Annotated in this window: 11 protein-coding genes; 8 read left to right on the forward strand and 3 right to left on the reverse strand. The window is 69.2% G+C overall.

Annotation, left to right across the window (positions count from 1 at the left end):
• Positions 1–140: 140 nt before the first annotated feature.
• The 3 genes from ASG70_RS08800 (at position 141) to ASG70_RS08810 (ending at position 4,269) form a co-directional block, all read left to right on the forward strand.
• A complete protein-coding gene (locus ASG70_RS08800) occupies positions 141–1,559 on the forward strand; it encodes an NAD(P)/FAD-dependent oxidoreductase (protein WP_056883464.1) in 1,419 nt (472 codons plus the stop codon).
• Positions 1,560–1,621: 62 nt separating this feature from the next.
• Positions 1,622–2,905: a pitrilysin family protein gene (locus ASG70_RS08805; protein ID WP_056883465.1), complete on the forward strand. Its 1,284-nt coding sequence runs from the start codon at positions 1,622–1,624 to the stop codon at positions 2,903–2,905.
• Positions 2,902–4,269 carry a pitrilysin family protein gene (locus tag ASG70_RS08810; protein WP_056883466.1) on the forward strand — a complete coding sequence of 456 codons (1,368 nt, stop codon included), beginning with the start codon at positions 2,902–2,904 and terminating at the stop codon, positions 4,267–4,269. Before ASG70_RS08805 ends, ASG70_RS08810 begins: the two co-directional genes overlap by 4 nt.
• 4 nt (positions 4,270–4,273) lie before the next feature.
• Here ASG70_RS08810 and hisN read toward each other — a convergent pair whose 3' ends face one another.
• Complete coding sequence (gene hisN / locus ASG70_RS08815; protein ID WP_056883467.1) at positions 4,274–5,065, reverse strand: histidinol-phosphatase; 792 nt, start codon at positions 5,063–5,065, stop codon at positions 4,274–4,276.
• Positions 5,066–5,596: 531 nt separating this feature from the next.
• Here hisN and ASG70_RS08820 point away from each other — a divergent pair.
• The 5 genes from ASG70_RS08820 to ASG70_RS08840 all read left to right on the forward strand — a co-directional run bounded on the left by ASG70_RS08820 (position 5,597) and on the right by ASG70_RS08840 (position 11,263).
• A complete protein-coding gene (locus ASG70_RS08820; protein WP_235531416.1) occupies positions 5,597–7,054 on the forward strand; it encodes an ABC transporter substrate-binding protein in 1,458 nt (485 codons plus the stop codon).
• 248 nt (positions 7,055–7,302) lie between these two features.
• Positions 7,303–8,229 (forward strand): ABC transporter permease, encoded by a 927-nt coding sequence (locus ASG70_RS08825; RefSeq protein WP_056883469.1) that lies wholly within the window; start codon positions 7,303–7,305, stop codon positions 8,227–8,229.
• A complete protein-coding gene (locus tag ASG70_RS08830; RefSeq protein ID WP_056883470.1) occupies positions 8,222–9,154 on the forward strand; it encodes an ABC transporter permease in 933 nt (310 codons plus the stop codon). Before ASG70_RS08825 ends, ASG70_RS08830 begins: the two co-directional genes overlap by 8 nt.
• Positions 9,155–9,171: 17 nt before the next feature.
• On the forward strand, positions 9,172–10,221 hold the full coding sequence (locus tag ASG70_RS08835; RefSeq protein ID WP_056883471.1) for an ABC transporter ATP-binding protein: 1,050 nt from the start codon (positions 9,172–9,174) through the stop codon (positions 10,219–10,221).
• Positions 10,214–11,263: an ABC transporter ATP-binding protein gene (locus tag ASG70_RS08840; RefSeq protein ID WP_056883472.1), complete on the forward strand. Its 1,050-nt coding sequence runs from the start codon at positions 10,214–10,216 to the stop codon at positions 11,261–11,263. Before ASG70_RS08835 ends, ASG70_RS08840 begins: the two co-directional genes overlap by 8 nt.
• Before the next feature lie 89 nt (positions 11,264–11,352).
• Here the strand turns inward: ASG70_RS08840 and ASG70_RS08845 are convergent, their stop codons facing one another.
• Positions 11,353–11,961 (reverse strand): hypothetical protein, encoded by a 609-nt coding sequence (locus tag ASG70_RS08845; protein WP_056883473.1) that lies wholly within the window; start codon positions 11,959–11,961, stop codon positions 11,353–11,355.
• A complete protein-coding gene (locus ASG70_RS08850; protein ID WP_156399977.1) occupies positions 11,958–12,491 on the reverse strand; it encodes a SigE family RNA polymerase sigma factor in 534 nt (177 codons plus the stop codon). Before ASG70_RS08850 ends, ASG70_RS08845 begins: the two co-directional genes overlap by 4 nt.
• Positions 12,492–12,516 lie beyond the last annotated feature (25 nt).

Genomic DNA, 12,516 nt, shown 5'->3' on the forward strand with positions numbered 1-12,516 from the left:
GTCGCACCGCGAGCACGGACCGCAGCCGCGGCATACCCCTGCCACTAGGGTTGTTGACCACAACGCACGAGCGTCATCGAGGACGGCACCCCCCATCGGTGGGGTGGCCGTCCTTCGTCTTTCACAGGAGAGTTGTCGGTATGTCGCACGAGGCCCAGACCCGCCCCCGCCACCGCGTCGTCGTCATCGGCTCGGGATTCGGGGGGTTGTTCGGCACCCAGGCGCTCAAGCGCGCCGACGTCGACATCACGCTCATCGCCAAGACCACGCACCACCTGTTCCAGCCGCTGCTCTACCAGGTGGCCACGGGCATCCTCTCCGAGGGCGAGATCGCCCCGGCGACGCGCGAGGTGCTCGCCCGGCAGGACAACGCGCGGGTCCTGCTCGGCAACGTCACGCACATCGACCTCGCCGCCCGCACGGTCACCTCGCGGGTGCTCGACCGCGAGACGGTCACGGCCTACGACTCGATCATCGTGGCCGCCGGGGCCGGCCAGTCCTACTTCGGCAACGACCAGTTCGCCCGCTACGCCCCCGGCATGAAGTCGATCGACGACGCCCTCGAGCTGCGCGGTCGCATCTTCGGTGCGTTCGAGTGGGCCGAGCTGGCCAGCACCCCCAAGGAGATCCAGCGCCTCATGACGTTCGTCGTCGTGGGCGCCGGCCCCACCGGGGTCGAGATGGCCGGCCAGATCGCGGAGCTGTCGCGGCGCACCCTCCGGCGTGACTTCCGGGCCATCGACACCAGCCGCGCCCGCATCGTCCTGCTCGACGCGGCTCCGACCGTGCTCGGCGCGTTCGGTGACCACCTCGGCGCGAAGGCGGCCGAGAAGCTGCGCAGCCTCGGGGTCGAGGTGCAGCTCGGCGCCATGGTCACGGGCGTCGACGCCACGGGCATCGACGTCAAGGACTCCGACGGCAGCACCCGACGCATCGAGGCCGTGACCAAGGTCTGGGCCGCCGGGGTCCAGGCCTCGGAGCTCGGCGCCCAGCTCGCCGAGCAGTCCGGTGCCCAGGTCGACCGCGCCGGCCGCGTGCAGGTCAACGACGACCTGACCCTCCCGGGCCACCCGGAGGTCTTCGTCGTCGGCGACATGGCGGCCCTCAAGGGCTACCCCGGTGTGGCCCAGGTGGCCATCCAGGGCTCCCGCTACGCCGCGGACCAGATCAAGCGCCGCCTCGCCGGGAAGGAGCCGGCCGGCCCGTTCGCCTACAAGGACAAGGGCTCGATGGCGACGATCTCGCGGTTCAGCGCGGTCGCCTCGATCGGCAAGCTGCACTTCAGCGGCTTCGCCGCCTGGGTGCTGTGGCTCGCGGTGCACCTCGTCTACATCATCGGGTTCAAGCACCGCCTGACCACGCTGCTGCACTGGGCCGTCAGCTTCGTCGGCCGCGGCCGGTCGGAGCGCACGGTGACCGAGCAGCAGGTGTTCGCGCGCACCGCGATCGAGCAGCTGGGGGAGGGGTACGCGCCCTCCCTGCCGCGGGTGCCCGCCGACAAGCGACCGCCGGCCCAGTCCGTCGCCCAGGCCCGCGAGCAGGGCAGCAGCACCCTCTGACCCCGACGCGGTGCCGGCCCAGGTCGGGCGCGCGAGCCGGGGGCTTCGCCTAGGGTTTGGCCATGCCCCTGGACTACCCGATCCACCAGCGGACCCTGGCGAACGGCCTGCGCGTCGTCGTCTCGCCCGACCCGAGCGTCCCGACCGTCACGGTCAACCTGTGGGTCAACGTGGGTTCGCGGCACGAGACGCCGGGCCGCACCGGGTTCGCGCACCTCTTCGAGCACCTGATGTTCCAGGGGTCGCGCAACATCGCCAGCGGTGAGCACTTCACGCGGCTGATGGCCGAGGGCGGCCGACTCAACGCGACGACCTGGTTCGACCGCACCAACTACTTCGAGACGGTGCCCAAGGGTGCCTACGAGCTGGCGCTGTGGATGGAGGCCGACCGCCACGGCCACCTCCTGGACGCCGTGACGCAGGAGAACCTCGACAACCAGCGGGACGTCGTCAAGGAGGAGAAGCGCCAGCGCTACGACAACGTCCCCTACGGCAAGGCCCTGATCGAGGTGTATGCCGCGGTCTTCCCGCCCGAGCACCCCTACCACCACCCGACGATCGGCTCGATGGAGGACCTCGACGCCGCGAGCCTCGAGGACGTGCACGCGTTCTTCCGGCGCTACTACGGGCCCAACAACACGGTGCTGACCCTGGTCGGCGACCTCACCGCGGAGGAGGGGTTCGCCGCGGCCGAGCGCTACTTCGGGCACCTGCCGGCGACGGCCGAGACGCCGCGCGACACCCTGCCGCAGCTGGCGCCCCTCACCGCACCGGTCACGGTCGACCGTCCCGGCGCCGTGCCCAACGATCGCGTCCACATCGCCTTCCGGCTGCCGGTCGACAACACCGACGAGTTCTTCGCCTCTGCGCTGGCCATCGACGCCCTCGGGGGGCTGTCGACCTCGCGCCTGGTGCAACGGCTCGTTCGTCGCGAGCAGGTCGCCAACGCCGTGCAGGCCCACGCCATGGGCTTCGTGGACGGGGTGTCGCTCGGGTTCTTCGTCCTCGACGTCGCCGACGGCCAGGACCCCGCGACCTTGGAGGCGGCCGTCGTCGAGGAGCTCGAGCGGTTCGCCGTCGAGGGGCCGACCGCCGTGGAGATGGAGTCGGCGCTGGCCCAGTCCGAGCGCAGCTGGCTCTCTGCCCTGGCCGGGCACGAGGAGCGGGCCGACCTCATCAGCCAGCACGTCCTCCTCCATGACGACGAGCAGTTCGTCAACACGTTCCTCGACCGCATCGGCCAGGTCACGCCCGACCAGGTGCGGGAGGCCGCCGCCGCCTGGCTGCGCCCTGAGAGCCGGGCCGTCGTGCGGCACCTCGTGGCCGCCGAGGAGGACGCCGCATGAGCACCGTGACCGAGGCCCAGGGCGACGCGGCGCGCCCCGAGGTCGCCCCACCGGGCCCGTGGAGCTTCCCGGTCCCCGCCCGGCACACCTTGTCCAACGGCATCGAGCTGCTCGCCTACGACATCCCGGGCCAGTACGTCGTCTCCGTACGCACCGTGCTGCCGCTGCCGCTGTCGGCCGAGCCGCGCCACATCGAGGGCGTGGCCACGGCGATGGCCCGGCTGCTCGACGAGGGCACTGCCGAGCACTCGCCCGAGGAGTTCGCAGAGCTGTTGGAACGCAAGGGCATCGCGCTCGGCGCGTCGGTCAACGAGGCCGGCCTCGGCGTCGACCTCGACGTGCCCAAGCGCCACCTCCCGGAGGCGCTGGGGCTGCTCAGGCTGGCCCTCGCCGAGCCGGTCTTCCCGCAGGCGGAGGTCGAGCGCATCCGCCGGACGCGCCTGGCCGAGATCGAGCAGGAGCGTGCACTCGCGCCGCAACGGGCCGCCCGTGAGTTCGTCGCCACCTTCTACGACGCCGACGACCGGGCCTCGCGCCCGAGCGCCGGGACGGCCGAGACCGTCGGTGCGCTCACCCGGCAGGACGTCGTGGCCTTCCACGCCCGTCACGTCGGCCCGCAGGGCATGACCGTGGTCGTCGCCGGAGACCTCTCCGGCCTGGACGTGGTCGACGACTTCGAGCAGACGCTCGGCTCGTGGGAGGCGACGAGGCAGACCACGCCCGGCGCGGCCGCGGTGCGCTCACCCGATGCCGCGCGCATCGTCCTGGTCGACCGCCCCGGCTCGGTGCAGAGCGAGCTCTTCGTGGGTTGCGCCGGACCCGACCGGCGCGCCGAGGGCGGCTGGGCGCCGTACCCGGTGTTGGGCTTCGTCATCGGAGGCTCGCCGAACGCGCGGGTCGACGCGGTGCTGCGCGAGGAGAAGGGCTACACCTACGGCATCCGCTCGGTGTTCCGGCCCCGCAGCTCCGGCGGTCTCTTCCTCACCTCGGGCTCGGTGCGCGCCAACTCCACGGTGGAGTCGGTGGGCCTGCTGCTCGACATCCTCGACGGTGTGCGTGAGGGGCTCACCGACGACGAGGTCCGGGCGGGGGTCGACTTCGTGAGCAAGACCGCCCCCGGGCGCTTCGCCACCGCCGACGCCGTCGCCGACGAGGCCGCGACGCTGGCGCTGGAGGGCCTGACGACCGAGTTCACGACCAGCAACCTCGAGCGCATCCGCGCGCTGACGGCCGACGACCTCGTCACGGCCTACCGGCGCTGGGTGCAGGGGGAGTGGACGGTGGTCGTGGTCGGTGACGCGTCGGCACACGCCGAGGGGATCCGGAGCCTGGGCCGCGGAGAGGTCGCGGTAGTCCCCAACTGAGGGGTCAGGCCCGGGCGTCGGTCCCGAGCCGCTCGAGCACCTCGTCGTGCAGGATCCCGTTGGTGGCCAACGCGTTCCCGCCCCACGGCCCGTCCTGTCCGGCGAGGGAGGTGAAGCGGCCGCCGGCCTCGGTGACGATGGGCACCAGGGCGGCCATGTCGTGCACGGCCAGCTCCGGCTCCGCGGCGATGTCGACCGCACCCTCGGCCACGAGCATGTAGGACCAGAAGTCGCCGAAGGCGCGGGTGCGCCAGCAGTCGTCGGTCAGCTCGAGGAACTGCGCGTGGCGGTCGACCCGGCGCCAGCCGGCGAGGCTCGAGTAGGACAGGGACGCGTCCTCGACGCGCGACACCTTCGAGACGTGGATGCGCTTGGCGGCAGCCAGCGAGCGACCCGACCAGGCGCCCGAGCCGTTCGCCGCCCACCACCGCCGCCCGAGTGCCGGTGCGGCGACGAGGCCGAGCACCGGCATGCCGTCGTCGACGAGCGAGATCAGGGTGGCCCAGGCCGGCACACCCCGCACGAAGTTGTGGGTGCCGTCGATCGGGTCGATGACCCAGCGCCGGGGTCCGTGCCCGGTGGTCTCGAACTCCTCGCCCTCGACGGCGTCACGAGGTCGGGTCCGCTTGAGCTGGCTGCGGACGAGCTCCTCGGCCGCCTTGTCCGCGTCGCTCACGAGGGTGAGGTCGGGCTTGGACTCGACGACGAGGTCCTCCGCCCTGAACCGGGCCATCGTGATCCGCTCGACGGCGTCCGCCAGGACGTGGGCAAGGCGCAGGTCGTCGTCGTAGGGCACCTGCCCACGCTAGCCCGTCGGCGTCGCCGGGCGGGGGACCGCCACGGTGGCCGCCCGCTGACCGGCACGGCGAACGGCTTCCGGACGAAGGCCCCGAACCGGCCAAACGCCGCGCCCGCCGAAGATCTGCTCTCGGCAAGGGCTCGGGACGATCACGTTTTTGTCTCGGGTTGGCTGAGAACGTCGCCTTTACTCCTTGCTTGCTCTTTCATGGGTGCCACAACACGAACGCCCTGTGCGTTACAGGGCTGCGCTCCACCCGGTGAGCAGCCCGGACCGACCCGTCCGATTCCGGACGGCTGACCCTTAAGTAGGAGGACATCAATGCGAGGAACTACTCGCACGGTGACCCTGTTTGCCGGTGTTGCCTCTGTCGCGCTGCTTGCTGCAGCGTGCGGTGGCGGTAGCGACAAGACGGGCGCCAGCTCCAGTGCCAGCGGCGGCAAGACCGGCGGCACTGTCACGGTCCGTGGGTGCAACCCCCAGAACCCGCTCATCCCCAGCAACACCACGGAGACCTGTGGTGGAAACGTGCTCGACGCCATCACGGCCAAGCTCGTCCACTACAACCCGGAGACGGCTGCTCCCGAGAACGACATCGCGGACAAGATCGAGTCCACGGACAACCAGAACTTCACCGTCACCCTGAAGAAGGGTTACAAGTTCCACGACGGCACCGAGGTCAAGTCCAAGAACTTCGTCGACGCCTGGAACTACGCGGCCTACGGCCCGAACGCCCAGTCCTCCGGCTACTTCATGGAGCCCATCGAGGGCTTCGGCGACCTGCAGTGCGCGGGCAAGGACTCCGAGGACCCCTGCAAGGGTTACACCCCGAAGGCCAAGACCATGACCGGTCTCGTGGTGAAGGACGACTACACCTTCACCATCAAGACGACCGAGAAGGTCTCCAACATGCCGGTCCGTCTCGGCTACTCGGCCTTCTCCCCGCTGCCCGACTCGTTCTTCAACGACCCGAAGGCCTTCGGCGAGAAGCCGATCGGCGCCGGCCCGTTCAAGTTCGACTCCTGGACCAAGAACACCGAGATCAAGCTCAGCAAGTTCGCTGACTACTCGGGCAAGTTCGGTGGCAAGCTCGACAACATCACGTTCAAGATTTACCAGGACGCTGACGCTGCCTACACCGACGTCCAGGCCAACAACCTCGACGTGACCGACGAGGTTCCCTCCTCGGCGATGATCGACGACAAGTACAAGCAGGACCTTCCGGACCGCAACGCCCAGAAGGCCGTCGGCGTCATCCAGACGATCACGTTCGCGCCGTCCAAGGTCGACCCGAACTACGCCGACCCGAAGGTCCGCCAGGCGATCTCGATGGCGATCGACCGCCCGACGATCATCAAGCAGATCTTCAACAACACCCGTCAGCCCGCCACCGGCTGGGTCTCCCCGGTCGTGGACGGCTACAAGGCCAACCAGTGTGGCGAGTGGTGCACGTTCGACGCTGCCAAGGCGAAGGCCAAGCTCGACGAGGCCGGTGGCTTCAAGGGCGGCAAGATGACCATCTCCTACAACGCCGACGCCTCTCACAAGGCGTGGGTCGAGGCGACCTGCAACTCCATCAAGGGTGCCCTCGGTGTCGACTGTGTCGCCACCCCGGTCGTGGACTTCTCCACCTTCCGCGCCAACATCGCGGCCCGCAAGATGAAGGGCATGTTCCGCACCGGCTGGCAGATGGACTACCCGTCGATCGAGAACTTCCTCGCCCCGATCTTCAAGACCGGCGCGTCCTCCAACGACGGTGACTACAGCAACCCCGAGTTCGACAAGCTCCTCAACGAGGCTGCTGCCCAGACGGACGCCGCCCAGGCGAACGCCAAGTACCAGCAGGCCGAGGCGCTCCTCGCGAACGACATGCCGGCCATCCCGATGTGGTACTCCACCGCCACCTTCGGCTGGTCCGACAAGGTCACCGGTGTCAAGATCACCGCGTTCGGCACGATCGACTTCTCCAGCCTCGCGCTGAAGTAAGCCGTCCCGGGAATCCCTGCAACCGCAGGGTGACCCACCCACAGCGTCGTCGGCCTGCCGGCCCAGTGTCGGCAGGCCGATGGCCTGTCCGGGGGCAGTCGAGGGGAGACCCCGCCTCCTGCCCCCAGCACCCCCCATACGACTATGTTGTGATGAGCAGCGGCGCCCACGTGATGTAACGTCCCGGCTCGTCCAGCCACGCCAGCGGGAACACCCCCACCCGGTGGCGTCAAACCAGAGGAGGTGACGTGTACAAGTACATCTTGCGGCGATTGATCCAGATGATCCCGGTTCTGCTTGGCGCCACGTTCATCATTTTTGCCATGGTCTACGCGCTCCCCGGCGATCCCACGATCGGCCTCTGCGGTGAGCGCCCCTGCCCGGCGGCCTTCGTCGCGGAGTTCCGCGACAAGCACGGGCTCAACGACCCGCTGCACGTCCGCTACCTCACCTACATGGGCAACCTCCTCCAAGGCGACCTGGGCACGAACTTCCGTGACATCAAGGTCGTCGACGAGCTCGCCCAGCGCTACCCGGTCACGACGAAGCTGGCCGCCATGGCCATCCTCTTCGAGACGGTCATCGGCATCATCGCCGGTGTCCTCGCGGGCATCCGCAAGGGCAAGTTCATCGACAACCTGGTCCTGGTGAGCACGCTCTTCGTCATCTCCGTGCCGGTCTTCGTCATCGGTGTCTCGCTCCAGTACTCCTTCGGCCTGAAGTGGCCCATCTTCCCGGCCACCGTCGGCTCGGACGCCACGGTCTACCGCCTGGTCCTGCCTGCGTTCGTGCTCGGCAGCGCGTCCATCGCGTACGCCGCACGACTCACGCGCACCAACCTCGTCGAGAACCTGCGCGCCGACTACCTGCGCACGGCCATCGCCAAGGGGATGTCGCGTCCACGCATGCTCGGCGTGCACGCCCTGCGCAACTCGCTCATCCCGGTCGTCACCTTCATCGGCGCCGACTTCGGCGGCCTGCTCGGTGGCGCCATCGTCACCGAGCGCATCTTCAACATCCAGGGCGTCGGTGGCTTCCTGTTCACCGGCATCCGCAACCGCGACCCGGTGAGTGTCGTGGGCACCGTGACCATCCTGGTGCTCGTCTTCCTTGTCGTGAACCTGCTCGTCGACCTCCTGTACGGCGTGCTCGACCCGAGGATCAGCCATGACTGAGGCATCGACCATTGCCGTAGGCGCCGAGGCCGGCGCCCCCACCGGTGGCCAGGCGGACGAGGGGCGTTCACTCGCCTCCGACGCGTGGCGGCAGCTCAAGCGCAACCCCATCTTCTGGGTGTCGGTCACGCTCATCGTGCTGTTCATCGTCATGGCTGCGGTGCCGCAGCTGTTCACCAACGTCGACCCCAACGCCGCGGTGCTGAAGCAGGCGCGCGAGCGTCCCAACGCCAACGCGTGGTTCGGCCGCGACATCCAGGGCTACGACATCTACGCCCGCACGATCTACGGTGCCCGCGCCTCCATCCTGGTGGGCGTGCTCACCACGCTGGTCACGGTCGTCATCGGCGTGACCATGGGCGTGCTCGCCGGCTACTACGGCGGCTGGCTGGACTCACTGGTCTCGCGCATCACCGACATGTTCTTCGCGATCCCGCTGCTGCTCGGCGGCATCCTGTTCATGTCCACGTTCCCCAACGACGAGAACTCGCGCTACCTGGTCGTCGTCGGCAAGGTCGTGCTCGTGATGGCCGTGTTCGGCTGGCCGAGCATCGCCCGCCTCATGCGGTCCAGCGTGCTGCAGGTCAAGCCCAACGACTACGTCCAGGCGGCTCGTGCCCTCGGGGCGAGCCCGTGGCGGATCATCCGGTCCCACGTCATGCCCAACGCCCTGGCGCCGGTCATCGTCGTGTCCACGATCAACCTCGGTGTCTTCATCACCGTCGAGGCGACCCTGAGCTTCCTCGGCATCGGGCTCACGCCGCCGGCCGTGTCCTGGGGCGTGGCGATCTCGGACGCCCTCGTGGCACTCCGGACGACGCCGCACATCCTGCTGTTCCCCAGCCTGTTCCTGTCCCTGGCGGTGCTGGCCTTCATCATGCTCGGTGACGCCGTGCGCGACGCCTTCGACCCGAAGTCACGCTGAGCAGGAGAGACTCACAGATGACGACTACTGAGACCACGAGCCGGCGTCGCGCCAAAACCGCGACCGGCTCCGAGTACCACCCGCAGGACGGGCTGCTCCTCGAGGTGGAGGACCTCCACGTCGAGTTCCACACCGCGGACGGGATCGCCAAGGCCATCAACGGCGTGGACTTCTCCCTCAACCAGGGGGAGACGCTCGCCATCCTCGGCGAGTCCGGCTCGGGCAAGTCCGTGACCGCGCAGGCGATCATGGGCATCCTGGACATGCCGCCGGCGGTGATCCCCAAGGGGCAGATCCGCTACTGCGGCCAGGACCTGCTGACGATGCCGGCCGAGCAGCGCCGCAAGACCCGTGGCCCGGAGATCTCCATGGTCTTCCAGGACGCGCTGTCCTCGCTCAACCCGGTGTTCCCGGTGGGCTGGCAGATCGCCGAGATGTTCCGGATCCACCGGGGCATGAACCGCTCCGACTCCCTCGAGCGCGCGGTCAAGCTCATGCAGCGGGTGCAGATCCCCGCCGCCAAGGAGCGGGTGAAGGCCTACCCGCACCAGTTCTCCGGCGGTATGCGCCAGCGCATCATGATCGCCATGGCGATCGCGCTCGACCCGGCGGTGCTCATTGCCGACGAGCCGACCACGGCCCTGGACGTCACCGTCCAGGCGCAGATCATGGCCCTGCTGCAAGAGCTGCAGGAGGAGCGCCAGATGGGGCTCATCCTCATCACCCACGACCTCGGTGTCGTGGCTGACGTGGCCGACAAGATCGCCGTGATGTACGCCGGTCGGATCGTGGAGCGGGCAGACGTCTACGACCTCTACCGCCAGCCCGCGCACCCCTACACCAAGGGCCTGCTCGAGTCGATCCCGCGCCTGGACCAGAAGGGCCAGCAGCTCGCAGCCATCGGTGGCCTGCCGCCGAACCTCATGCACATCCCGCAGGGCTGTGCGTTCAACCCGCGCTGCAAGTTCGCCCAGGACGTGTGCCGGGAGGACCGGCCCACCCTGCAGCTCGTCGCCCCCGGCCGTGAGTCCGCCTGCCACTTTGCCGAGGAGGTCCTCAATGGCTGAGGCCATTCTGACCGCGACCGACCTGGTCAAGCACTACCCGATCAAGGGCGGCGTCCTGCGCCGCACCGTTGGACACGTCAAGGCCGTCGACGGCGTGAGCTTCGAGCTCCTCAAGGGCGAGACGCTCGGCATCGTCGGCGAGTCCGGGTGCGGCAAGTCCACCCTCGGCCGCCTCCTGATGCGCCTGGAGGAGCCCACCTCGGGCTCGGTCGTCTTCGATGGCGTCGACATGTACGCCCAGCGGGGGCGTGCGATGCGCAAGCTGCGTCGCGACATCCAGATCGTGTTCCAGGACCCCTACACCTCGCTCAACCCTCGCAAGACGGTCGGCGACATCGTGGGGGAGCCCTTCGACATCCACCCCGACGTGGTGCCGAAGAAGGGCCGCCGCAAGGCCGTGCAGGACCTGCTCGACCTCGTGGGTCTCAACCCGGAGCACATCAACCGCTACCCGCACCAGTTCTCGGGTGGCCAGCGCCAGCGCATCGGCATCGCCCGCGGCATCGCGCTCAACCCGAAGGTGCTGATCTGCGACGAGCCGGTCTCCGCGCTCGACGTGTCGGTGCAGGCGCAGGTCGTCAACCTGATGGAGAAGCTGCAGGACGAGCTCGGCCTGTCCTACATCTTCATCGCCCACGACCTGTCCGTGGTCCGCCACATCTCCGACCGTGTCGGCGTGATGTACCTCGGCAAGATGGCGGAGCTGGGGGAGGAGGACGACATCTACGGTCGTCCCACCCACCCCTACACCCAGGCCCTGCTGTCGGCGGTGCCCGTGCCGGACCCGACGCTGCGTGACAAGAAGGAGCAGATCGTCCTCAAGGGCGACGTTCCCTCGCCGGCCAACCCGCCGTCGGGCTGCCGGTTCCACACCCGGTGCTGGAAGGCGCAGGACAAGTGCAAGACCGACATCCCGCTGCTGGAGATGCGTCCTGACGGCGTCGCCACCCACCTGTCGGCCTGCCACTTCGCGCAGCCGCGGGAGATCATCGAGACGGTCGACGTCTCCGACCAGCAGGACGAGGTCGGCAACACCGTCTGACGACACCGTCTGACGACACTGTCTGACGCTCGCGCCAACCGTGACCGCGCCGCTTCCCCACTGGGGGAGCGGCGCGGCCGCGTTCCCCCTCAGGCCCCGGGGAGCCGGCGGTTGAGCGAGAACAGCCGCCCCAGCACCGGCATCAGGACGATGTTGAGGCCGTGCAGGATCCCGATGACGAGCAGGATCCCCCCGACCCGTCCCACCTCGAAGGTCAGCTGCTCGGCCGTCACGTGCTCCGAGATCTCGTTGCCCCACTCCTGCTGCGGCGCGAAGTGCACCGAGAAGAGGATGTAGGCCGCGAAGATCAGGTAGTAGACGATGTCGGTCAGCACGATGTAGCTCTTGCCGGTGAGCGGGTTGTCGTGGAAGACGTCGGCTGCGTAGGCGCGCCCGAACCGCTTGATGAAGGGGCCCAGCCACAGCGCGACCGCCAGCAGCACGGCGTTCGTGGCGACCTCCAGGATCCACCAGGGCATGTGCAGTCCGTCCTCTCCTCGGGGCGTGAGCGTGACCACCGCGGCGACCGACAGCACGGCGCCCGTGGTCCAGAGCGCGATGGCCGTACGGCGCCGCCGTCGGCGCCGTGCGTCGTCGTGGATGCTGTCGACCACCCGCGTGAAGAGGTCGGCCGACGGCGCGCGGCTCGCGCCCTCGGCACCCAGGGCCTCGTGCAGCCGGTCCTCGAGTGCGCTCATCGTCTCTCCTCGAGCCGGGCGGCCAGCGAGCGCAGGCCGCGGGTCAGGTGCGTCTTCACGGAGTTGGGGGAGACCCCCAGGGTGGTCGCGATGTCCTCGATGCCGAGGTCGAGGTAGTAGCGCAGGACCACGCAGTCCCGCTGCCGCCGGGGCAGCTCCCTCAGGGCCTCCACCACCTCGCGCCGTGACTCCTGCGCCGAGGCGGTCTCCTCCGCCGAGGGCTCGTCGAGGACCGCCGGTGGTCGGTGCCGCAGCGAGACCAGCCCGCGGCGGTTGTGGTCCCGGGCCAGGTTGATGACGATCGAGCGCAGGTAAGCCGCGGCCCGGCCCTCGTCGCGGATGCGGTGGCTCGCGCGGGCCAGCCGGATGAAGGCCTCCTGCACCAGGTCCTCGGCTGCCGTGCGGTCGTCGACGAAGAACCGTGCCAACGACACCAAGCGGGCGGACTCGGTGACGAACAGCGCTCTGACCAGGTCGTCGGTGGCCGGCGCCGCCCCCGTCCGGACCCGGTCCGTCGTCACCACATCCATGGATCCCATCACCTCGACAGACGAC

Origin of the sequence: Phycicoccus sp. Soil748, from assembly GCF_001428025.1 — a bacterium.
GTDB lineage: Bacteria > Actinomycetota > Actinomycetes > Actinomycetales > Dermatophilaceae > Pedococcus.